16 protein-coding genes are annotated in these 24,192 nt (G+C 63.4%); 7 read left to right on the forward strand and 9 right to left on the reverse strand.

The annotated features are described in order from the left end of the window. Positions 1-222 precede the first annotated feature (222 nt). From HPY44_15780 to HPY44_15810, 7 genes are all read right to left on the reverse strand, one after another. Positions 223-1,437: a polysaccharide pyruvyl transferase family protein gene (locus HPY44_15780; GenBank protein ID NSW57468.1), complete on the reverse strand. Its 1,215-nt coding sequence runs from the start codon at positions 1,435-1,437 to the stop codon at positions 223-225. A gap of 114 nt (positions 1,438-1,551) precedes the next feature. Further along, the gene (hisB, locus tag HPY44_15785; GenBank protein NSW57469.1) at positions 1,552-2,136 is read right to left on the reverse strand and encodes an imidazoleglycerol-phosphate dehydratase HisB; all 585 of its coding nucleotides are present in this window, start codon (positions 2,134-2,136) and stop codon (positions 1,552-1,554) included. Positions 2,137-2,323: 187 nt separating this feature from the next. Continuing rightward, a complete protein-coding gene (hisD, locus tag HPY44_15790) occupies positions 2,324-3,625 on the reverse strand; it encodes a histidinol dehydrogenase (GenBank protein NSW57470.1) in 1,302 nt (433 codons plus the stop codon). A 61-nt stretch (positions 3,626-3,686) separates the two neighbouring features. Next, the gene (locus tag HPY44_15795; GenBank protein ID NSW57471.1) at positions 3,687-7,241 is read right to left on the reverse strand and encodes a DNA polymerase III subunit alpha; all 3,555 of its coding nucleotides are present in this window, start codon (positions 7,239-7,241) and stop codon (positions 3,687-3,689) included. A gap of 264 nt (positions 7,242-7,505) precedes the next feature. Then, positions 7,506-8,441 (reverse strand): hypothetical protein, encoded by a 936-nt coding sequence (locus HPY44_15800; GenBank protein NSW57472.1) that lies wholly within the window; start codon positions 8,439-8,441, stop codon positions 7,506-7,508. A gap of 271 nt (positions 8,442-8,712) precedes the next feature. Continuing rightward, a complete protein-coding gene (locus HPY44_15805) occupies positions 8,713-10,056 on the reverse strand; it encodes a HEAT repeat domain-containing protein (protein ID NSW57473.1) in 1,344 nt (447 codons plus the stop codon). A 304-nt stretch (positions 10,057-10,360) separates the two neighbouring features. Continuing rightward, a complete protein-coding gene (locus tag HPY44_15810; GenBank protein NSW57474.1) occupies positions 10,361-11,326 on the reverse strand; it encodes a hypothetical protein in 966 nt (321 codons plus the stop codon). A 178-nt stretch (positions 11,327-11,504) separates the two neighbouring features. Between HPY44_15810 and HPY44_15815 the strand changes: the two genes are divergently transcribed. From HPY44_15815 to HPY44_15830, 4 genes are all read left to right on the forward strand, one after another. Continuing rightward, the gene (locus HPY44_15815; protein NSW57475.1) at positions 11,505-12,260 is read left to right on the forward strand and encodes a YebC/PmpR family DNA-binding transcriptional regulator; all 756 of its coding nucleotides are present in this window, start codon (positions 11,505-11,507) and stop codon (positions 12,258-12,260) included. Positions 12,261-12,384: 124 nt separating this feature from the next. Then, complete coding sequence (locus HPY44_15820) at positions 12,385-13,572, forward strand: 4Fe-4S binding protein (GenBank protein NSW57476.1); 1,188 nt, start codon at positions 12,385-12,387, stop codon at positions 13,570-13,572. 30 nt (positions 13,573-13,602) lie between these two features. Further along, positions 13,603-14,568, forward strand: coding sequence for an ROK family protein (locus tag HPY44_15825; protein ID NSW57477.1), 966 nt, complete (start codon positions 13,603-13,605; stop codon positions 14,566-14,568). A 124-nt stretch (positions 14,569-14,692) separates the two neighbouring features. After that, the gene (locus HPY44_15830) at positions 14,693-15,730 is read left to right on the forward strand and encodes a (4Fe-4S)-binding protein (GenBank protein ID NSW57478.1); all 1,038 of its coding nucleotides are present in this window, start codon (positions 14,693-14,695) and stop codon (positions 15,728-15,730) included. Positions 15,731-15,816: 86 nt separating this feature from the next. Here HPY44_15830 and HPY44_15835 read toward each other — a convergent pair whose 3' ends face one another. After that, the gene (locus tag HPY44_15835; protein ID NSW57479.1) at positions 15,817-17,352 is read right to left on the reverse strand and encodes a 2-isopropylmalate synthase; all 1,536 of its coding nucleotides are present in this window, start codon (positions 17,350-17,352) and stop codon (positions 15,817-15,819) included. Between the two features lie 712 nt (positions 17,353-18,064). Here HPY44_15835 and HPY44_15840 point away from each other — a divergent pair. Beyond that, a complete protein-coding gene (locus HPY44_15840) occupies positions 18,065-18,556 on the forward strand; it encodes a hypothetical protein (protein ID NSW57480.1) in 492 nt (163 codons plus the stop codon). Positions 18,557-18,589: 33 nt separating this feature from the next. After that, the gene (locus tag HPY44_15845; protein NSW57481.1) at positions 18,590-19,012 is read left to right on the forward strand and encodes a transposase; all 423 of its coding nucleotides are present in this window, start codon (positions 18,590-18,592) and stop codon (positions 19,010-19,012) included. Between the two features lie 369 nt (positions 19,013-19,381). On the opposite strand, the gene HPY44_15850 is transcribed toward HPY44_15845, so the two are convergent. Further along, complete coding sequence (locus tag HPY44_15850; GenBank protein ID NSW57482.1) at positions 19,382-23,563, reverse strand: discoidin domain-containing protein; 4,182 nt, start codon at positions 23,561-23,563, stop codon at positions 19,382-19,384. Positions 23,564-23,770: 207 nt separating this feature from the next. On the opposite strand from HPY44_15850, the gene HPY44_15855 reads away from it, so the two are divergent. After that, a complete protein-coding gene (locus tag HPY44_15855; protein NSW57483.1) occupies positions 23,771-24,142 on the forward strand; it encodes a hypothetical protein in 372 nt (123 codons plus the stop codon). The last annotated feature ends 50 nt before the right edge of the window (positions 24,143-24,192 follow it).

Genomic DNA, 24,192 nt, shown 5'->3' on the forward strand with positions numbered 1-24,192 from the left:
GCCTGCCTTACTGAGTATAGCCTTCAGCGAAGCGCCAAGTCAAGGAAAGGCGTTGGGGGCCCAAGCGATTTGAGGCGGGCCGAGTTCACAGGTCCCGTTTCACCCCGCTCCAAACCACCCGCAGCTGCAGGCTGCCGCCCGATTCGTGGGCTCTGGGGCAAATCGGCCACCAGCAAAATGCGGTCGGGCCGGCGGTCAGATCACGCGCGAGTGACTACAGGACTAGAAGGCACCCTGTGGCGCCTGGCTCGCCGCTTCTCCCACCACGCGCATCGTCTCCTCCTGGCGCTGTCGGACGAAACCCATGGCAGCCGCCAAGTACTCGAGAGACTCATCCCGGTCGGTCGCGAAAGCCACCAGTGGACGCGCGATATCCTCCCCGGTGGCGTCATCGATCTCGAATATCCAGTCGCTCAGGCCCACATCGCGCCACATCTGGCCCTTGCAGGTGTCTGTAGGCTGGCGCAGGTGGATTGCCGGCGTTCCATTGGCCGCAGCCATGATCGGCGAGTGCATCTCGAAACTCACAACGCCCAATGCCCGGGCGTAGACCGAAGTCGCCTCGTCCGGCAGCCAATAGTCTTCTCGCCAGACAACTCGCGTCTTCACGTCCTCCGGGAGCGGGTCCACGAGCGACTCCTTGGCAACCCGCATCTCGTGGATCATCTCCGGACATGCCAGCACCTTCAGCCCGGTCTCCCGAACGAAGAGAATCAGCGCCTCCCGCAGCCTGGCATGGTCGGCTTCTTGGAACTCCGCGGAGATAGCCGCCTTTCGCAGATCCTCCTGCGTCGGCTCCCGGTGGTGAATCTGGTAGTAGGGGGTGTATCTCAGTCGCGGGATCGCGGCCACAAACCGGCCCTCTTCGAGGCCGCTGGCAGCGAGATATGCCGCAGCCCGATCCTCATCCCGCAGGTGGAAGCCAAAGGCACCATCAGGCGCGAACTCCAGCACCGGGGGCGTTGCACCGGATTTGCGCACCGTCTCCAGCGATATGGTATCCCGGCAGTACACGAACCGCGCGCAGCTCAACAGGTCCCGCAGTTCGTCGTTCACGCCGCTCACAGTCACCCCGTAGATGCCGTATGGCTTTCCGGTGAGCTTGCGCCATCCTTCCAGATCCTTAGCACAAACAACACTGGGACCGGAGCCGTGCAGCAGCAGTGTCGCCCGGTCGAATGCGGCGCGCAGTTCCGGCGTCGAGGGCTCACCGGCCTTGTCAAGGGTCCCTTTCACGATCTGCACTCGAGGGAAGCCCGCGCGCAGCATGGGCTCCACGCCGCGGTCGATATTGCAGGGCCAGAGCATCACCTGTGCATGCGGCAGGTGCTTCTCAAGGAGCCGCAGCACACCCGGAGAATGGGCGATGTCGCCGATGTTCACAGTCTGCCACGAGGACCGCAGCAGAATGCAGGGGCCGTCCGCCGCCTGAATCATATCGCCTGTCACCGCCGTAAGCGCGCAGCCAGCCCCGACCGCGGCCAGATTCCGCATGAGTTCCCGCCTTGTCATGCTCTTCCATCCAAGGTGTGCGCCGGCACCCCTGCATGCCTACAACATGCCCTTTGTCGAGGGGACGTCGGTCTTGCGAGGGTCTAGCCCCTTCGCCTCATCCAGTGCCCTGGCGAAGGACTTGAAGGCGCCCTCCAGAATGTGATGCCCATTGCGCCCTGACTGCTGGATCAAGTGCAGTGACATGCCAGCGTTGGCGGTGAGCGCTACGAAGAACTCGCGCACCAACTCGGTGTCGAAATCCCCCACCTTCGCCGTGGGAAGGTCCAGTTCATACACGAGATAGGCCCTGCCCCCAAAGTCGATATAAGCATGCACCAGCGCCTCGTCCATGGGGCAGCTTCCCCGACCATAACGCACCAGGCCCCGCTTGTCCCCCACCGCCTGGGCCAGCGCTTGCCCGAGCACTATGCCCACGTCCTCCACCGTGTGGTGAGCGTCTATGTGCAGATCGCCCTCGGCCTTGAGGATGATGTCAATAAGCCCGTGCTTGGCCACATGACTGAGCATGTGGTCGAAGAACCCCACGCCGGTGTTGATGTCGTACTCGCCGGAGCCGTCGAGGTCGATCTTCACGGTGATCTGGGTCTCCGATGTCCGGCGGGTGATCTCGGCAGTTCGCATGATAAAGCCTCCTCGCATCTGTAACGGCAGCTTGCGGCAGACGACGAGCGGCCGGGCATTGGGGGACTGGCCTCCGAGTCTGCGCCCGTGCGAACTCGGTTCTTGTGCCCAATGCGACGGGTGCGGCACCAGGCCCCGCCTGGTGTGCTTCACAGCAAGCACTTCTTTGGGAAGCAGTGCTTGGCCCCTATCCGTCGTTCAACCTGCGTCGCACCGCCTCCGCATGGGCCTGCAGACCCTCGCCCTGGGCAAGCTCGATAACGTCTGGGCCGATGCGCTCAAACCCGTGCCGGTTCGCGTAGACAACCGATGACACCTTCAGGAAGTCGTTGACCGAAAGCGGCGCCGAAAACCGCGCGGTGCCATACGTCGGCAAGACGTGGCTCGGGCCGGCGGCGTAATCGCCAATGGGCACAGGCGCATTCTCGCCCAGGAAAATGCATCCCGCGTTCTCAATGCACTCCAGCACATCGAATGGGTCGCGCACCAGAATCTGCAGGTGTTCGGGTGCGATGTCGTTCGCGATCCGCGCCGAATGCTCAATGGACTTCGTCAGCACGATGAAACTGTGTTCGGACAGGGATTCCCGGGTCAGTTCTGAGCGCTCAAGGCTGGCGATCTGTCTCTCCATCTCCGCGAGTGTCCTGGATGCGAGGTTTTCACTGGGGGTGAGCAGGATCACCGTGTTATCGCCGGTGTGCTCGGCCTGTGTAAGCAGGTCGGCAGCCACCAGATCCGGCCGCGCGAAATCATCGGCGATGATCAGCGACTCGCTGGGCCCGGCGATGGAATCGATGCCCGCGATGCCGAAGGCGTATTTCTTGGCCACCGACACCCACGGGTTCCCGGGGCCCACGATTTTGACCACTGGCGCGACCGTCTGCGTGCCGAAAGCCAGCGCCGCGATGGCCTGCGCACCACCCATGCGGTATGCCTCGTGCACACCACACTCGGCGGCGGCCACGAGCATGGTCGGGTCCACGCTGCCGTCTGGTCGGGGCGGCGTGGCAAAGACGATTCGCGGCACTCCGGCCACCTGCGCCGGGATTGCACTCATCAGCAGCGACGAGGGCAGGGGCGCCGCCTTGGCCGGAACGTACAGACCGGCCGAGCGCACCGCCGTCACATGATGGCCCAGAATGAGCCCATCGAAGGTCTCCAGCCAACTCTGCTCCTTCGCGCGCTCCTGGAAAGCGCGCACATTCGCCAGCGCGTTCCGGAAGGCCCGCACCCAGGCGTCGGGGACCTGCTGGTAAGCGGCGTGGAACTCATCCGGCCCGATGGTGATCTGGTCGACGCTGAACCCCGGGCAGTCCAGGCGACGAGTAAGCTCCACCAGTGCCTCGTCCCCGCGGTCCTTCACGTCCGCCATGATCCGCCGGACTTCTTCTTCAAGCTGGGGTGACACCTCGCCGAGGCTCCGCGTGCGCAGCGCCTGGAGTTCGGCGACCGGGCCCTCACGGGCATCAAGTATGCGGATCAGAGTCATGCCTTAGTCCTTGCGTACTGCAGGTGATTACTGCCCGTACAGGTGGCGGCGCGACCGCGCCTCAGCCCCCCGCGGCGGCGTCTACAAGCTCCGGTGAATCGTCTTCGCGCACCGTCATGATGCCCGGCACCTGCCGGACACGGGTCGGGAAATCCCCGCAGCAACTCACGCGGAAATTGGAGCCCAGGAATACGCAGCGCTCCTCGCCGCGCCCTGTGAGGTGCAGATATACCTCCTGCGGCCCCCTGTACTGTTCCAGCACCTTCCGCAATTCCGCCAGGTTTGCCTCGGACGCCAACGGCGCGTCCATCTCCAGGTGTAGTCGCGGAGCCTTGTAGACCTGCGGCGGCGGCGCGGAAACAATCTCTTCCATCTTCTTGCGGCCCTCCGCCGCGAGTTCCAGGCGGCGCTGCGAGATCTTCCGCGCCTTATCAAGGGGCCGCGCCCCTTCACACTGGAGCTTCACGGTCTCCTGGTCACCCGAGTCCCCGTTGCCCTGTCCCCCGCCCCGTGCCGCGGTGCGCTCCACCTTCACGTCCATGATCACCAGCGCATCCTGGACAATCACATCCTTTACCTGCTCCCAGACGCGGGGGAAGATGGTGACCTCCACCTTGTCTGCGAGGCTCTCCAGCGCCACAAAGGCCATGCTGTCGCCATTTCGCGTGCGGTGGTGCTTCACTTCGCTGATGACCCCGCCCACGGTAAGCTCGGTGCCGTCGGCGAACTCCGCCAGGTCCTCGATGCGCGCCGAGACGCAACGCTCAAGCTTTTCCTCGTTCTTTACCAGCGGGTGGTTGGACAGGTACAGCCCCAGCAGGGATTTCTCCAGCTCAAGCACATACTCTTCCGGGAACGGCGGGACATCCGGCAGGACGTCAGCGCCACCTGCGTCCTCTTCATCATCGCCGAAAAGCGACGTCTGCCCCACGGCCCGATCGGCCTCACATTTCAGGCCTGCCGCCCACGCCTGCTCAAGGCCCGCGACGAGGCGCGCGCGGTCGCCGAAGGCATCCAGCGCCCCGGCTTCAATGAGGGTCCTGATTGTTGCCTTGGGTACTCCGGCGCATGCCACCCGCCGGCAGAGGTCCCACAGGTCCCTGAAAGGTCCGTTTTCCTCGCGCTCCTGCACGATCGCCGTAGCCGGGCTCATCCCCACTCCCTTGACTGCGGCCAGTCCGAAAACCACCGCACCGTCGGCCACCGAGAAATCCGCGAAACTGCGGTTCACATCGGGTGGCAGGACCTTGATCCCGCTGCGGCGGCATTCTGTAACGTACTTCGCAATCTCCTTGCTCTCGCCAATGACCGTCGACAATTGGGCGGCCAGGAATTCGGGCGGGAAATTGGCCTTCAAATACGCTGTCCAATACGCAACCAGCGCGTAGGCGGCGCTGTGCGACTTGTTGAAGCCATACCGGGAGAATGTCTCCATGCGACTGAAGATGCTACGGGTCACGTCCTCAGGAATGCCGTTGGCGATGCAGCCCTGAATGAACAGGGGCTTCATCTTCTCCATCTTGTCAGCCTGTTTCTTGGCCATGGCGCGCATGATGATCTCTGCCTGGGGCATGCTGAAACCCGCCAGGTCGGTGGCGATGCGCATGACCTGCTCCTGGTAGAGGATGACCCCATAGGTCTGGCTCAGGATCGGCTCCAGGAGCGGCGTCGGGTAGATGGGCCTGCCGTGGCGACCGGCGATAAAATCCGGCGCCGAGTCCATCGGTCCAGGCCGGTAGAGGGCAACCAGCGGCACGAGGTGGTTGAACTGATCCGGACGCAGGTCCCTTAGAAGCTGGCGCATACCCTCGCTTTCGAGCTGGAATACCGCAGCAGTATCCCCGCGAGACAGCAGCTCGTAGGTCTTCGCATCATCCCGTGGGACCCGCAGCATGTCAATCTTGATGCCCCGCGACCGCTCCACCGTCCGCACAGTGTTCTCGATGATCGTCAGGGTCTTCAGACCCAGGAAGTCCATCTTCACGATGCCCACGTCCACGCACGGGTCCATCGAGTACTGGGTGGTGATCGTCCCGTCCTTCTCGCCCCGGAGCGGGACGTAGTCGGTCAGTGGGCCGTCGGAGATCACCACCGCCGCCGCATGAACGCCCGCGTGGCGGGTGATGCCCTCGATTTTCATCGCCGTGGACAACAGATTGGCGATTTCTGGGTCCTCGTCCGCCTTGGCCTTCAGTTCCGGCACCGTCTCCAGTGCTTCGGGAATGCTCTTGTCTCCCGGCTGGAGCTTCGCGATCTCGTCCACCTTCGCCAGATCGATCCCCAGCACCCGACCGCAATCGCGGATGGCGGCCTTCGCTTGCATGGTGTTGAAGGTGATCACCTGGGCCACGTGATCGCGCCCGTATTTCTCCTTGACGTAGTCGATGATTTCCTCCCGCGCGCGGTCCGGGAAGTCCAGATCGATGTCAGGCGGGCTCGCGCGCTCCGGGTTGAGCATTCGCTCGAAGATGAGCCCCTGTTCCAGCGGGTCGATCTCACTGATGCCCAGAAGATAGGCGACTATGCTCCCCGTAGCTGATCCCCGTCCCGGCCCCACGAAAATGTTCCGCCGTTTCGCCTCCCAGATGAAGTCGCCGACAATCAGGAAGTAGCCCGAGTACCGGCACTGCTCGATGATCCCGAGCTCGTAGTCAAGGCGCGCTCGGGCGGTGCCGTCGTCGTCAGGGTAGCGCACGGGTATCTGCTGCTCGCAGACCTTCCGCAGGTAGGAGTGGACCGTCTCGCCCTCGGGGATGGGATACGCCGGGAGCATAAGCTTGCCCAGCGTGAGTTCCAGGTTGCAGCGCTCAGCAACCTCAACCGAACGATGCACCGCTTCGGGGTGGTCCGGGAAGATCTCCAGCATCTCCTCCTCGGACTTCATGAAAAACTCCTGGGGCTCGTACCGCATCCGATTTTCGTCATCGCGCAGAGAACCGGTCTGAATGCACAGAAGGGTGTCATGGGCTTCCGCATCTTCCTTGCGGGTGTAGTGGACATCGTTCGTTGCCACTACCGGCAGCCCGATCTCGTCCGCGATCTGGAAGATTCCCGCGTTCATCACCTGCTCTTCGGGAATCAGATGGTTCATCACTTCCAGGTACACATTCTCGCGCCCAAAGACATCAATCAGCGCCTCCGCCTGGCGCTTCGCCTGTTCCATGTCCCCCTCGGTGATGGCGCGGCTCACAAAACCTTGCAGGCAAGCCGTGAGCACGATGAGCCCCTCCGAGTACCGCGACAGGAGCTCCATGTCAACCCGGGGCTTGTAGTAGAATCCTTCGAGATTTGCATCCGTCACCAGGCGCATGAGGTTCTGGTAGCCCCCATGGTCCTTCGCCAGAAGCACCAGGTGGCTCATCTGCCGGTCGCACGCCTCGCGGTCGAAACGGGTGCGCGATGCGCAGTACACCTCGCAGCCGATAATCGGCTTGATCTTCGCCTCCACGCAGGCCTTGTAGAACTCGATGGCCCCGTACATCACACCGTGGTCGGTGAGGGCCACGGCGGACATTTCGAGTTCCTTGGCGCGCGCGACCAGTTCCTTGATGCGACAGGCGCCGTCCAGGAGGCTGTACTCGCTGTGAACGTGGAGGTGGACGAATTGTGAGGGCATCTTCGTTCCGCGGTTCTTGCACCCCAGGCGAGGGCTGCCCGGATCGGCTTCCAGACTGGTGCGCAGGGGTGCTCTAAGCCGGGAAACCGGAGATCAACCCGGACTGCCGCCCGTCCAACGGGTGCCGGTGGTATAGGTGTGCGTTCGTGAAACGCCGCCCGCAGGCGGTGTGGGTCCCACACAGTTGAGGAGTATCCGGACGCCAGAAAAGGCGTTCCGAAAACGATTGGGCCCGACCGCTGTGGCCGGCCGGGCCCTCGATCTCTACTGAGCCGGCGTTTCGGCCGGCGTCTCGGGCGAGGCTCCTGGGGAGCCCTTCGGGCTATCAGCCGAAGGTTTCTCCGCCGCTTCCTTTTCCCCACTCTCAGCGGCTTTCGCTTCGCTCTCGTCGGCTTCTGCGGCAGGGGTTACGACTCCGCCCTTCAGGAGCGTGCCGAACTGGTTGAAAATCTCGCTGAGCTGGTCAAGCTCAGCCAGGACCACGGTCCCGGCCTCGCGCTGAATAGCTTCCCGTGCTCCGCGCACTCCATCCAGAGCCCGTTCCAGCATGACCAGGCTGCGGTGGTTCGCAATTGTGCCGATGAACGCATCAACTTTCGCGGCCGCCTTCTTGTAGTCGCCGCTATCCACCAGCTTCTTGGTCGCCTCCAGGTCGCGTGCAAGATCGGGGATGACTGGGGCGTCCTGGGTGTCAAGAGCGATATCGAGTGCAGCCAGCAGGGAGGCCGAAGCGACGTCCGCCTCAATGCCCACCGTGGTCGCGGTCAGCGCCCGCGAAGCGCGCTCCAGGTATGACCGGATCTCCCCCGCGGGCGTCTCTCCCTGCATCGCGATGACCACGAACTGGAGCCGCTTGAGCAGCGCTGAGGCCGTGTCGTACTCGTTGGAGTTGACCGCGCGGCGGATGTCCACCAGAAGTTCGCGAGCCACGCCGAAATCTTGCTGCAGAGGTGAGGGTCCCTTGGAGACCGCCTCGATCGCCTCCCGGCGCGCCATCTCCTTGGCCAGGGAGGTCAGAGTGTCGCCCGTCTTCTCCTGCGCCTCAAGAATCCCTTCCAGCACCTTCTTGTGCTCGGGACTCATATAGTCCTTGAGCAGCGCCTGGGCCTTCTCCTGGGGCGTGGGCAGAGGGCCTTGCTTACAGCCGCTCAGGGCAGCCAGCAAAACCAGCAGGATGAGGCAGATCAGGAACCTTGGCAATGCGGGAGGCCTCCTCACGGCCCGCACGCTGCCTGCGCATGCGTTCCGGGAAGCTGATTTCGTTCGGCGCTATCTGCCCTGCGCAAGCGGAAACGAGGACCAGAAAGACACCCCTGAGACGGGGCGATTATACGACATTGCCGGGGTGAAGGCAAGCAAGGCTCATCCCTCTCCCGGGCCTGTTCGGTGTGCAGGTTTTCAGGCGAAACATGGACACGCACAGTCTCGGCCCCGGCCCATCCACCTGCGCCCGGCGACGGAGATGTCTGCCCTATTCCTTCTTGTCCTCAGCGCCGGAACCGTTCTCCGTAATCGCTGCTATCGCCTGCTTGGCGGCGCTGGCGACCTTGTCGTCATCATCTTTTGCCGCGGCCTGCAGAGCCTCCAGCGCTGCCACGTCGCCAAGCTGCCCAAGTGCCTCGCACGCCCCTCGGCGCACATTGGACTTGGGGTCCTTCAGAGCCGCGATTAGCGCGGGCACTGCTTCCTTCTTGACCCCAATTTCGCCCAGCGACAGGGCCGCATGAAGTCGTACACTCCATTCCGGGTCGTTCTCGAGCGCCGCCACGAGATAAGGAATGCAGGTGCGGCTCTTGACCTGGCCAAAGCCCTTGGCCGCAGTCAGGCGAGTCACCCAGTCACTGTCCTGGAGCATAGTGCACACGTGCTTCACTACCCGGCTGGAGCCAATGCTGCATAGCCCCTGCACTGCTGCGCAACGCACCGAGGCCTCTGGGTGCTTGAGCATCTTCGCAAGGTGCGGGATCACGGACTCCTTGCCAACTCTGCCCAGTGCGATAGCCGCGTAATGGGCTACACGCTCGTTTTCATCACCCAGAGCCACCAGCAGAGCATCCCGGGCACGCTCGTCTCCAATCTCCCCCAGAATCTCAGCACAATACCGGCGCACCACGTAGTTGGGGCTCTGCATCGCCTCGAGGAGCGCCGGAACCGCTTTCGGACCCACCTGCGCCAGGGAGCGCGCGGCCGCTCTGCGCACGTCTTCGCTTGGCGATTCCAGTGTCTCGATCAGCGGCGAGATGGCGACGGTCCCGCGGATCTTTCCCAAGGCTTCCGCCGCCGCTCTGGCAAGGTCGACATTGTCGGAACTCAAGACCCCGATCAGGGGCTGGATCGCCTTCTTGCTTCGCAAAGCCCCCAGCGCCGTGACAACGGCGCGCTGGACTTCGACATTTGCGTCGGATAGCCGGGCAACAAGCTCCGCGGCGACGGACTCGTCCCCGATGCTCCCGAGAGCTTCTGCAGCCCACTTGCGCGCGGACTGTTCTTTACCAATCAGGGCGTCCAGGAGGGCGCTCACTGCCGGCCCACCGATGTTAGTCAACGCTTCCGCGGCGGCCTCCTGCGCATTCTTACTGGAGTCGCTCAGGGCCGCGATAAGGGCATCAATAGCATCCTGATTCCGGATCGCTCCCAGCGCCTGGGCTGCGGCCATACGCACCTTGTAGTCCTTGTGACCGAGCGCCTTGATCAGCGGCGGCACGGCGGCGGACCCCATCGCGGCGATTTCGTCGATCACCTCGTCGCGCGAGGACGAACCGCGGGATTTGAGCTTTGCGACCAGATCGAGTGCTTCTCGGTTGGGGGATGCCATTTCTCGCCCTCCCCGGCGGCGCGCGGCCGCTGGTGGGTTGCGTGGTGGGATCGGGATGTCCGACCGGACCCTCTCCGCAGGAACCGGGCCGTCCGGCCAAGGACAATCTCAGTGTAACTGGTCGTCAAACAGCGACCTTCATTCGTAGAAAATCAGCAAGAAAAGACGGAATATTCCATTTCTAGACGGATGCGCCCCGCACTGGGTGCGGGGCGCATGGGTTACCGGGTACGGTCTCGCATGCGCTCCGGGTCCCTGCAGACCATCATGGACCCGAAAGGGCAGCCTGACCGATGACCTGCCGCTACTGGACCGGACCCGCGGACTGCAAACCGGTCTCGATCTTCTCTGTCTTGGGCGCCTCAGGCTCATCCTCATCTGTCTTCTTTTTCTTAGCCTCGGTGGCGCTCTTCTTGCTGCGGGCGTCGGCCTTCTTCTCGCTGTCCTTCGCTTTGCCTTCGGACTTCTTCGCGCTCTTCTTCTCTATCTTGGCGTCCTCGGGCTTGTCCGCCTCAGTTTCCTCGTCATCAGCCTTGGCCTCCTCGGCCTCGGCCTTCTTCTCTTCGCTGGCTTCGGGCTTCGCACCGGTGGCAGCGGCTTCCGCCTCAGCCACTCCGCCGGAACCGGCGAGTTCGAGGATGCGGGCATTGACCTTGTCGTTGAACTCGTCGCGCTCTTCCTCCAGGGCCTTCACTTCTTCCGCCAGCTTGTCGGCACGTTCCTGCAGTTCCGCAGCCTTGTCCTTATACTGGTCGAGTTCGTCGATAACCTTCTTCAGGTCGGCCTCGCGCGACAGAGCATACTGAGCCTTGTCGGTATCGCGGGCGCTGTTGGCCATGGCGGCCATTTCGCTCCACTTATCCCGCGCAGCCGCAAGCTGCTTGTAGGCGTTCTCAACATCGCCCTTCTTGGCGAACTCGGAGGCCTTCTCGATGTTCTGGCGGATCGTCTGTTCCTGAGTCTGGTAGGTGATTTCGCGCTGGGCACGAGCTTCCTTTTCGGCCTTGATACGCTCCTGGCTGATCTTGATGCCCCCGAAAATGGCGATCAGGGCGATGACCAGAATGAACAGTATCCAGGCAACGGGACCGCAGCTCGACGATGACTTGGGAGCGACGCGTTCGATCTCTATGTCGAGTTCCTCCTCGTCTACTACGTCGGATTTCGGCCTCGGGGCGGCTTTCTTGGGTTTGGGCTCCACCGCGGGCTTCGGCTCTTCAGCCTTCGGCTCATCGCCGTCCTGAATCTCGTCTTTCTTGTCCTCAGACATGGAGAATCTCGCTCCCCACCGACAGAGGTTGTCGGAAATGGAAATCCACCCAGCGGCAATGAAGTATACGGAAATCGCGACGCCAAGTCAAGAAAACGTCCTGCCGTCCGAGCTTGAATGCTGCGCAACTCGCGTGGTATAATCTCTGACCTACACTGTGATTGAGGAGCAAGGGACGATGGCCGGTCATTCAAAATGGGCAAACCGGGTGCATCGAAAGACCCGGCAGGATGCCAAGAGAAGCAGCATTTTCAGCAAGCTCTCCAGGGAAATCATCGTCGCGGCGCGCGAGGGTGGCGGCAACCCCGAAACCAACTTGCGCCTGCGCTACGCCATCGATGCCGCCCGTGAAGCGTCCATGCCCAACGAAAACGTGGAAAATGCCATTCGGCGCGGCACCGGCGAGGTCGAGGGAGTGACCTACGAGAACGTGACCTACGAGGGGTACGGCCCCGGAGGCACGGCCCTGATGATCTCCTGCCTCACCGACAATTCCCAGCGCACTGTCTCCGAACTGCGCAACATCCTCAAGAAGAAGGACAGCAGTCTTGGCGAACCGGGCTCAGTGAGCTGGGTCTTCGAGCAGAAGGGAGTCATCATCGTCCCCAAGGCCGGCGTCGAAGAGGAAGAGCTGTTCATGGCAGCCATCGACGCGGGTGCCGAGGACATGCTCACCGAAGACGACGACGTATTCGAGATTCGCACACCCGCGAAAGAACTGCACCAGGTAGCCACCGCTCTAGCCGAGCAGGGCATTGAATACGAGCGCGCCGAGATCACCATGATCCCCACCAGCACCTGCCAGGTTCCTGACGAGCTCGCCGGCAAGCTCTTCGCGCTGCTGGACCAGTTGAACGACCACGACGATGTCCAGCGCGTCTACGCGAACTTCGAGGTGTCCGATGCGGCCCTGGAAGCCTACGACCAGGGATAGCGCCATGCCGCAAAGCCGGATGTGGAGGTAAACAGCCCGTTCTTCGCGAACGGGCTGTTTCGCAGGCCCTCACAGAGGGGCCGCCAGTGCGAACAGCAGCCCCTTTGGGCGAACAGGAGCGACTATGCCCGACATCTCCGTGAACTTCTGCGGCATCAAACTCCGTAACCCCATCGTCGCGGCCCCAGCGGGAATCACAGAGAACGCCGACCGACTGAAGCGGTGCGAGGATGCAGGCTGCGGAGCCGCCGTCATCAAGAGCTATTTCGAGTACGAACCGGCACGACATTCCCCCAGCCCGCGTTTCAAGGTCCTGCGCCACCAGCTTGGCAAAGACCGCACATTCTCCCTGTACTCCTTTGAACAGGCAAATGTGCACGGTCTCGACGAGTTCGGCGAACAGATCCGCATTGCTACTGAGCAGTGCGAGATGCCCATCTTCTCCAGCCTAAACTGCAACACTGCCGAGCGCTGGGAAGAGGGAGCGCGCATCTCCGAACAGGCCGGCGCGAAACTCATCGAGCTCAATGTCTCCTGCCCTCATGGCACCCATATCATGGCCCACTCGCCGATGCTCGAGACCATGCGCCTGGCCGTGGATGCCGCTCGCGCAGGCGCACCGAATACACCCGTCGTGCCCAAGATCACCGGGCAGCTGGACAATCCCCTCGCGGTCATCCTCGCCATGGAGCAAGCCGGCGCTCATGCCGTCGTCATGTTCAACCGCTTCACAGGCCTGGACATCGACGTAGAGACCGAAGAGCCGGTCATGCACAAAGGCTACGCCGGCCACGGCGGTCCCTACTCCATTCACTACGTCCTGCGCTGGATTTCCGAAGTCTATCCCTTGCTCGGCATCCCCATCGCATCCAGCGGTGGCGTCACGAACGGCGCTGATGTCGCAAAATGCATCCTCGCAGGCGCAACCACCGTCCAGGTCTGCACCGCGATCGTGATGCACGGCTACGGTATCGTGGGCAAGATCCTGAGCGAGTTCGAGGCCTGGATGGAGCGCAAGGGCCATGCAAATCTCGACGAGATACGGGGCTCTATCTGCTCAAAGGTCAGGAGCAACGACCAGATTGAGCGAGCGCAGGTAGTCGTGGCCAAGATCGATGCCGACCTCTGCGTGAACTGCGGAAGATGCGCTACAGTTTGCATTTACGATGCGGCCCAACGCGGCGTGCCGAAGCATACCATTGACGAGGCCCTCTGCGTGGGCTGTGGCCTGTGCAGCGAACTGTGTCCGGTGACGGCGATTTCCATGGTCCCGTTGCCCGAGCCCCGCACCTTCGCGCTCGGCGTGAAGTAGACTCGCGAAGAATCGCGGGAGGCGCCGGGCATGTCCGGCAGAAACACCTGGATCGGCATAGATATCGGCGGCACCAAGACGGCGGTGGTCCTCGGAGACGAGACCGCCGCCACCCTCGCTATTGTGAGTTTCCCCACCGACCACAGTTCCGGCCCGCAAGCGAACCTGGAACGCATCGCCACCATCATCCAGCGCATTCAGTCGGATCAATCATTTCCGCCCCCGTCGGCCATTGGCATCAGCTGCGGAGGGCCCCTCGACAGCAAAGCCGGGGTCATCCTTGGCCCACCTAATCTGCCCGGCTGGGATGAGGTGCCCGTCGTCGAGTTCTTTCGCGAGCGCTTCGGCTTGCCGACTCACCTGGAGAACGACGCCAACGCGGGAGCCATTGCGGAGTGGCAGTTCGGTGCGGGAAAAGGCTGCCGGAACCTGATCTTCATCACCGCGGGAACGGGCCTGGGGTGCGGCCTCATTCTGGACGGGCGTCTCTATTCCGGCACCAACGACATGGCCGGAGAAGCGGGGCATATTCGCCTGCGCCCCGATGGCCCTGAGGGATATGGCAAAGCAGGCTCGTTTGAGGGTTTCTGCAGCGGCGCCGGAATCGCGCGCCTTGCAGCCGGGCACATTCAGCGGGCCCGGCAGGAGGGGCGACCGACGCTCCTCGCGAACCTGGGCGAAGCCGTCACGGCGCGTCACGTGGGTGAAGCGGCGGTCGGCGGTGATGCGATCGCTCGGGAGATCCTGGCCGAAGCTGGCGAGCGCCTGGGCGAGGGCCTGGCGATCCTGGTGGACATCCTGAACCCCGAGGTCATCGTGCTGGGCAGCCTCGCGGTGCGCCTGGGCGACCTGTACCTGGGCCCCGCGCGCGAGGTTGTTGCCCGGGAGGGTCTCGCGCGCTCCGCGCAGGCATGTCGCATCGTCCCGGCACAATTGGGCGAACGCACCGGCGAAGTCGCGGCGCTGTGCGTGGCGATGGGCTTGGGGAGACACTGAGGAATGTTCTCGGGTCTGAAGCGAGCCACCAGGCCCCTTGACCGCGTGTGGCCGGGCGTCTCGCCCGCCGCCTTTCAGCGTTTGTAACCCGCCTAACCGCAATCATCCACTGGAGGACATTCCCATGATCACCGCCGAGCAGGTCAAGCAGTGCGCGCTGGAATCGGGCGCCGATCTAGTGGGCATCGGCGACATGTCCCGTTTTGAGGGAGCCCCCACGGACTGCGACCCGCGCTATATCTTCCCGGAAGCGAAGTCCATCATCGGCCTCGGGTTCCGGGTGCATCGCGGCCTGTACCGGGGCATTGAGGAAGGCACGTTCTTCGCAGCCCTGCCGTCGATGGGTTACGCGAACATCAATGACGTGTACGCGCCCATCTGCCTGCGCGAAGTGGGCGACTTCATCGAGGACAGCGGGTACGAGGCGGTGCTCTACCAGAACACTGCCGTCCGCTATGGAGCCAACCGCGGTGTGCCCATACGGGAGGGCTTCCCGCGCCCCGACGTTTTCCTGCATTTCCGCATCGCCGCTTACATCTGCGGCATGGGCGAAATCGGCTGGAGCAAAGTCTTCATCACCCCGCGCTTCGGACCACGCCAGCGGTTCGCCTTCATCATCACCGACGCCGAACTCGAGCCCGACCCGCTGGTGCCGCCCGGAACCCTCTGCGACCGCTGCAAGCAGTGCGCGCGTGACTGCCCGGTGGGAGCGATCAGCGAGGACAAGGCGGTCACCATCAACATCGGCGGGTATGAAATCCAGTGGGGCGAGCTCGATGTGGACCGCTGCAGCGCCGGGTTCCAGTCGGCCACCCGCGAGTACAACCCCTTCCTGCCCGAGAAAGCCGCGGACGGCATCGACCTGTTGCGCACCATGCCACCCGGGCCCGAGCGCAATGCGGCCATGGCGGAGTACGGCGGGGCGTGGGGCGTCGGTCGCGGCACACCGTACAGCGCCGCGGGCTGGGAGAGCTACCATCATCCGGGCGCGATCTGCGGCGCGCGAGGTTGCCAACGCGCGTGCTTCATCCATCTCGAGGAGCGCGGCGTCCTGGAGAACAAGTTCCACCGCCCCTTCCGCCTGAGGAAGCCGTGGAAGCTGGAGACTAATGCGGAGTACACTCCGGCAACGAAGCAGACGCTGGAAGACGGGGAAAGTTGAGATCGTCATCAACCACGTGCGCGAAGGGGCGACGGACACTCTCCGCCGCCCCTTGCGTTCACGTCTCAGTTGCCGGCGCTCTCTGCTCAGACCCCCTCGGGCCGCTCGGACCGTTCCTCCATCACCAGTAGGCGGTTCACCGCGTTGAGATACGCCTTGGCGCTCGCTTCCACCACGTCGGTGCTTGCAGCCTTGCCGATGGCCTCGCGCCCGTTGCGCTTCACCCTCACAGTCGCCTCACCCAGAGCGTCCTTACCCATACTCACGCTGCGCAAGGAGTAATCCTCCAGGGTCAACTCGACGCCGGTTATACGCTCGATGGCCTTGCAGGAGGCGTCCACGGGGCCGTTGCCGCAGGCCGCATCCTGGAAGATCTGGCCCTCCCGCTCCAGCTTCACCGTGGCGGTGGGCATGGTCTGCGGGCCTGATGTGGTCTGCAGGCTTACCAGAGTCCAGACCGCCGGCATGGTGTCGGTGGCCTCGCGCATGATCATCTCGAGGTCTTCGTCGTACACCTGCTTCTTGGTGTCAGCAATGCGCACGAACCGCTCGTAGATCTCACTCATCTGCTCGTCGGTGACTTCGTAACCCAGGTCCTCAAGGCGCTTGCGCAGGCCATGCTTGCCCGACCGGCGGCCCAGGGTCAGTACGCTCTCGGACACGCCCACGTCCTCAGGCCGCATGATCTCATAGGTCTGGCGGTTCATGATGACCCCGTGCTGGTGGATCCCCGCCTCATGTGCGAAGGCGTTCTCACCGACGATGGCCTTGTTGCGCTGGACGATGAAACCGGTGAGATTGCTCACCATGCGCGATGTCTTCATCAGCTCGCGCGTTACGATCCCCGTCTCGCAGTTGAGAATGTCGGCACGAGTCTTGATCGCCATGACGATCTCTTCCAATGAGGCGTTGCCGGCACGCTCACCCATGCCGTTGATCGTGCACTCCACCTGTCCGGCTCCCGCCATGACAGCGGCGAGGGAGTTGGCAACCGACATTCCCAGGTCGTCATGGTTGTGCACGCTGATGACCGCCTGGTGGATGTTCGGCACATTCTCAAACAGGTACTTGATGGTCTCGTGGATCTCCCACGGAGTGGTGTATCCCACGGTGTCCGGGATGTTCACGGTGGTGGCCCCGGCCTCAATGACTGCCTCCACAACGTCGCGCAGGTAGTCCAGGTCGGTACGCATGGCGTCTTCGGCGCTGAACTCCACGTTGGGGCACGCCTGCTTCGCATACTCGACAGCGTGTACTGCGCGCTTGAGAATCTCGGGCTTCGTGCTCTGGAACTTGCTCTCGATATGCAGGTTGCTGGTACCGATGAAGGTGTGAATGCGCGGCTTCTTGGCGAACTGCAACGCACCCCAGGCCGCGTCGATGTCCTTCTCCACCGCTCGGCACAGACCGGCGACCTCGGGGCCTTCGACCTCCTGCGCCACGCGCTTGACGGCCTCGAAGTCCTCGGGCGAGGAGATCGGGAACCCAGCCTCGATGACGTCCACATTCAGCTTCGCCAGCTGGTGGGCGATGGTGATCTTTTCGGACAGGCTCAGGCTCGCCCCGGGCGACTGCTCTCCGTCCCTCAAGGTTGTATCGAAAATGCAGATCTTCCTGGACATGGATTGTCTCATCCTTTGTGTTTGTAGTTACGGGCACGACGTTCGCGGCGCTGAGTTCGCCCCCTACCGGGGGCCACGCAGGATGAGAAGTGCGCGGACTCCAGGCGTGATTGCGCGCATCGCCCGGCGCGGGGACCGCCCTGCGATGTGTGATGACATTGCCGTCTGACTGTCCGTGGTGTTAGCCATGAGAATCGAAAATGCCCCTCATCATCCAGGCCAAGCATGATGCTCAACCTGTGAGACGGGGGGCCCAAGGCTCCTCGCGGTACCACTCACATTGGCCGCAAACGCGGCCCACTCGGTCCGTACGGGAAACGCGATGGTTTCCGATACGGCCTTCCTTCTAACGGTGGAAGCTCCGGCGGTCCCTACTGGCCTCACACAAGAGGTGTTCAGTCCGCGACTCAGGGGCGAGCTTCAACGCGCTTCGGATAGCCGCCTTCCAGCCAGGGAGCGAACTCGCTCACGAGCGGCCTCTCTGTCATCCTCCCCGCGCCTACTGTTCCCCGTCACAGTCTTTGCCACGGCCGTATTTTCAGTAAGTATAGAGTGGGGCGGCCAGTTCGTCAAGGAGAGACAGCGAGTGGTTGGGCCCGGGTGCATTCCGCGAGAGTAGGTGGGTTTTTGGGTGGATATGGCAGGAGCCGTCCTCTTGGAGCGAGAATGGAGTTGCGCTCACAAACACCAGTCTCACGGGAGGACGGCCCACATGTCGATTAGCCAACAGAGCCGCGCAGACCTTCAGTCGCGTATCCCAGAATGGATGGACCAGCAGCCGTCGGCGGGGGACGTGACGGAGTTGGAAGAGTTCGCTTTGGAGGTCAGTCAGTGTGTGGAGCAGGCGGTGGTGGAGCATGGGCTGAACCGTGCGGACCCGACAAAGGTCTATCGCAAGAGCAGCATTCCGTGCGAGTGTGGTAACAAGGCGCGGTTCGTCAACTACCGGGACCGGACGATAGGGACGATCTATGGTGCGGTTGCGGTGCAGCGGGCTTACTACCATTGTAAGCATTGCGGAAAGGGTCATGTGTCGTGGGACCGTGAGCAGCGGCTTAACCCGCCCTATGCACAAACAAATCTGGAGGAGGCGAAGCGGCAGGGACCCCGGAATAGCCTGGTAGCGAACCATAAAGCCGTTCCCGGAGGTCCCTGCCGTGAATGCACCGTGCTCCATGCAGACCGCAGGCTCCTTCCGCGATGATCGAGAAATCCGCCTGGATTTTGACCGTGCCGGATCACGTCCGATGCCGGTCTCATCGCCCTGCGCGAGTTCGATGAGCGCATCGGCTTTACCGACTGCATCGCCCGCTGCCTGCGCGACCGGCGCCATTCCTCGTACGTTCGCCACGACCTCAAGCAGCTCATCATCCAACGCCTGCACGGCATTATCGGCGGGTGCGAAGATCAGAATGACGCCCAGCGCCTGCGCTGCGCCCAGACCGACCCCGTGCCCTACAAGCTCTTCAAGGTGGGGGCGCTCATCAGGCACAGCACCCGCCGCTTCTGGCTGCACCTGGCGTCCGGCTGGCCCCACGAAGACCTGGTGCGAAGCGCCTTGCGCGACGTGGGGCAACTCTCGGTACCCACTCGCCCCCTCGCCGCATTTGGTCCTTCCCTGGCCCCGATGACCTTCCCGCTTCTCATCTCAACCGGGTGACGATCCGGCAGCGTGAGCGCGCCTGCTGCATGGAGAGGAGGGGCCCAACGAGCCTTTTCTTGACACAGGCAAACCCGCTCGCACCTGCTTTGTGGCACCATCCATATCGACACCCCGACGGATGCACCATCGAGACCACCAGACAACCACGCTCCACGCCATCTCGCGAGAGTCTGTGCATAGGGATGGCTAAGACGCTGTACGGAAAATGGGGGGCACTTCAACCTGAGCGCCGCAGCGTCCGAACCCGATGCATGGAGTTCGGGGGACACACATAACCCAGACGTAAGCTATGTATAGTGTCCCCCGATCTGGGGGGCTCTCTTCTGCGACGTCCCCGCCAACCTTGGGCTTGTCTACAGGGGCGCGTCAGGGCACCCACTCGTAAACATAGTCTACCCGCCAGCGCATCCAGCCCCCCGCGCCGCCGACCCACAGGCGCCAAGTGGCGCCCGGTGCACCTTGATAGGCCTGGAATTTCAACTGCGCAGCGGCCGGTTCAGTGGATCCCCCATCTGTAGACACCCCCTCCTCGGTCAGGAAGCTGCCCGCACCGAACACGGTGGTGGTCCGGGCACCTTCGCCCTCCGGAAATGCGACGCTTTGTGCCGTGATGCGCATAGAATACTCCCGACCGGGCACGATCGTAGTTGGGGGGGCACTCCAGGAATGGAGGCAGTGGTACAACATGCGGCGGTCTGGTTCGCCCACGAGCCTGTTGTAGTTCCTTGCATCGGTGGAGCCGTCGCTGATTGCGATCTCATGCCAGGGCCGTTCCTGCTGAGAGCTCTCCACCTCGCGCCGGGCCAGGCGCCAGACACCGTGCGCGGTGGCTTCGTCCTTCGCAGGCTCTTGCACATCGGGCTGTTCCGGCGGCAGTTCCTTCTTCTTCACGCGGCCGCTGGCTGTGGCGCTGCACAGCGTCTTGCCATCTTCGCTCATCAGCGTGACGGTTACACTGGCCGGCCCCTCGGTGGCGAACTGCATCGGGGCGCTTGCCTCGTAGTTCCTGACTACCTGCCCGCTGCAAGACCATACATAACGCGCGCCTTTGGGCGGGTAGTCGGCCTTGGCATCGAACACCATCTGCCGCCCCACAGTGACCTCGAAGGGGTTGGGGGAGATGCTGATACTGCAGGCGTATGGGCTCCATGCGATGTCGGACATAACCTGCTTGCCGCTGGGATACTTCAGGGCCTTTTCCACCGACTGCATGCCCATGGCGATGTACTGCTCGGTCGCGGCGGCCGGGAACATGACCTCGGTTTGTCCCGGGGTGATGCTGAGCATCGCTTTGCCCTCGAACTGCTTGAGGTCGGCCTGGGGGATGTCGAAGTACAGCTCGGCGATGAGCTGATCCGTATTGTTCTTCGTCTTGCCGAACACCCTGTACGACGACAGGCAATCGTTCAGGGGTAGCGTGCAGCCCGTCTCGGGCAGCTTCCACGATAGCCGCGTGGGTTGGCCCGGCTGCTTGGTCATGGTGACACCCGTCGGGGGATTGAGCCGGTAGGCAATCAGCCGGGCATCGGTCTGCGGCGCGCCCTGCTGGCCGGTCGCCGTGCAGATGACTGCCACGGGGAGATAGGTCTTGAACGTCGGGCTGTCGACCCACGCGCCCCGCAGGGCCATGCCGCCTTTCATTGAGCGCATGTCTGCCGTGGTCCGACCGGAGGGCAGCCTCTCGTTCTCTCTGGCCGTGCTGGGGCGGATGGCCACGTACTCCTCTGTCTCCTCGGGCCAATCGCGTCGAATAACCAATGTGCCCCCGGGAGAGCGCGGAACATTGAGCACAAGCAGGGACAGAGACAGCGGGGAGGACGCGCGCAGATCCGATGCCCCCAGCGGTAGCGTGGCCGTACGGCTCCCCATCGTGGCCTCAGCCATCCGGTCGAGGTCGCGGTTCCCAAGGGCCCAGCCGGTGCTCGCACGTACACCGGCTACGGTCAGCGGGTCCCGAAGCGCACGGTCGGCGGCGATGACACTGTAACAGAAGTTGCGGAAACGTTGGGCCAGAGCATCATCCGGTATGGTGTCGGTGACATACTCGCGCAGTGCGGAGACGCCATAGCTGTAAGCCAGGTAGTGCGTCCACGGCCACAGGTAGTAGCCACGTCGGGCGGGTATGTTGGCCTCTTCGCCGGGCCCTTGTCTGACCAGCCCGTTGCGCAAGGTGGGAAACACAAGCGGCCAGGCGTACTCGCGAAAGGCAGTCACGTGAGGAAAGACCTGGGTCTCCATGGCCACACACACGCTGTCTTCCGAGCCGACGAACCGCCGTTCGGTCCATCCCTGGCTGGCGCAGATGAGGTGGAACAACTCGTGCGCGATGGTCGCCTCCACTCTCCCGTCGGTCGCTCCCTCGCCCGCCAGCAAATTGGCGTTCAGGTGAATCGCTCCGTTGTAGGTCTCGCCAACCACCGTCCCTTCCCAGGGGCGGATGACGACGTCGGTCGGCCCTGCTGGTACTGGCATCTGATGGAGTTCATACCACCGCTCAGCGTACTGAAGGCGCTCCATGACCATAAGGACGTTCACGGGCAAACGGACCGCCTTTGGTCGCAGAAGACTGGCGAGAGGATCGGGGGCGCCGAAGGGCACGCCTGTAATAGTCTCTGGGGCAAGAACGTCTGGGCCGAGCAGGTTGTAGAGCTCCTGGTTCCCGAGAATCGCCATGACAGCGGGTTGAGCTGGCCAGGCATTCTCCGGCCAATAGACGTTGAACCTGCCCACAGGCAGCGGACCGGCCAGGCCCTTGCGCAGGTAGGCCTCGTGGGCCGCAGTCAGGATTCGACTGCCAGCGTAGGCGCCGCCCGCTACCCCGACGACGATCCCAAGGCCCGGCACCCCCACGACCACAAGGCCCACTGCATTCGCGGTGTAGCCTCCGCTCAGAGCGCCGACGAGGGCACTGAGGAGCTTCATCGCCTGTTCGGCCGTCAAGTACGGTGTGAGCGGAGCGACGAGTCGATCGCCCGTTCCCGTGACATAGAGCCCACCCACGACGGCCAGAACCGATAGCCACCCCACGGCGCTGAAATGCTTCACCTCGGTCGTCAGCAGGCCCGCCTCGGGGTCATAGCGGAAGCGTGGCGCCCCATACACGCCCGGGGCCAACTGATGGAGGGCCAAGACATCGTCAGGCTTAAGGCCTGCGGGCACGGGGAAAGACAACTGCACCGGCTTGGTCATGAGGCCGGTTCCGGTGCGAGTGATGTCATAGAGCCGCGCGCCGGCGATGGCCTCCCCGGTGGTGACGGTAATCGTCTCTTTGGCGGCCAGCGCCCCCGGCGGGAAGACCATCGTCACGGCGCCGGGAGCTTCGACCTTGCCGCCGGCGGGCCCGACCACGGTCTGCGCCAAACGCTTGCCCGCCGGCACCGGGGGCAGCGGGTTCGCCGCGGGCGCCGGCGGTGCCTCGGACTCGGGGGGCAGGGGATCCAGCCCGCTCGGCAGGCTCAGGTCCTCGTCGGGGCTAGCGTCGCCGGTGTCCGGGCTGGCGGTGGTCGGCAGCGTCCCCACCCCGCCCAGTAACTCGTAACTGCTCAATACGAGGTCCAGCGCGGCCGTGCGTTTGCTGTCTGGTGGTCCGCACACTATGAGGGAGTGGATGGTGCCTCGGTCGAAGACATCCAGGTTCCAGAGCATCTTTTCGCTGGTTCTTGACCGGCCCCAGACCAGCAACGCCGGCGCCCCTCCCAGGGTCATGCGCATAGCTTGTCGGGGCTCGCGTAGACCATCTAGTTCCACCTCCTCTGCAATGCGTTGCGCGTCCTCGAGTGCGCCGCTGTACGTTACCCCCTGTGCGGCCACGATGATGGACTCCTGCCCCGTCTGGGACGGAGTAAGGAGCAGTGCACTGTCGTCACTCGAGCGGGACTCCTGCCACCCCGCCGGGACGCGAAAGCGGTAGGTACCGTTAGGGTGTGTGAACCATTTGCCGCCGTCTGTCGTCGCCACCGGTGGAGGCGTCGTTCCTGTTCCCGACGGCAGGGGGGCGTTCCCCGGATTGACCGGATGCGGATCTGCGCCGCGATCCGCCGGGCCGTATACCTCCACCTCGTACATGTGCAGGTAGGTCCGCTCGCCGAGTTGGACGCGCACGTGGCGCCCCCGGGCGTCCTTCAGCGCCAACCGCAGTACCGCGAAGGTCGTGCCATCGTGTTGGTAGACCCTGCGCCACTGCTTGCCATCATCGGACAACAGCACCTGCGCCGTGCGGGCGCGGGCTGCCACATCGGGCGCGGCGTCGAGCACCCGGTTGTGAAGGTGAACCTCACCGATCGCCACTACCGCTCCCAGGTCAACCTGCCACCACGGCTGGTCTTCCAGATTGGTGTGGAACAAGGACTGCAGGTCGTTGTCGGGAGCGATGACGCCGTCCACACCGTTGGCCGCCACGGTGGCGACCCCGGTGCCGCCATAGACGCTGCTCTGGGTAGCAGGACGATGCAGGGCGAGGTTCGTAGCGTCGGGCTGGTCTGCCGGGGGATCAGCGGAGCCCACGGCCGGCCAAAGGAGCAAGACACACAACACGGCGAGACGTTGCATGGCGAACCTCCAGGAAGGGATGGCCCCACACTCTGAGGCACGCTATTCTTTTCAATATTCACCTTCGGGGAGCCCATACCTTTCGCCGGAAGAGTCCGCACCGAAGTCTAGTGCCGGGGCGTGGATTTTACTGAGACCGCCGGGAGCGACCCTTTGTTCGGAGAACGGTAGGTCACCACCCAAACCAATCTCCGAAGGGGTAGCTCCGTGAGCACAGTATCGATAGCGCCGTTGAATGTCAACGCGTACGAGGGGCTTGAGCGCTTCGTCGAAGACTGGCAGGCTGGGGAGCCGGAAGCCGTCGCCAGCCTGCGGACGGATTTCGACGCGTCCATCGCATATCTCAGACCGCTCAAGGTGAAGCATCCCCGGCGCTATCGCACGACCAACGCGATGGGAGGCGGGGTGATGAGACCCTTGCGCCGCACCCTGGACCGCGCCACGGCGTATCACAGTGACACAGGCGCCAACGTGGGGGTGTTCCTGGTGATCGCAAGGCTCAACGCCAAGCAACGCGGCAAGGCCTGGGTACACGAGACCGACGATCTTATAGCTATGCTACACAATACCGGGCCTTAGATTTCCGTACAGGCCCGATTGCCACCCGCTTGGCCACAGCACGGCACACG

The organism is Armatimonadota bacterium (assembly GCA_013314775.1).
Taxonomy (GTDB): domain Bacteria; phylum Armatimonadota; class Zipacnadia; order Zipacnadales; family JABUFB01; genus JABUFB01.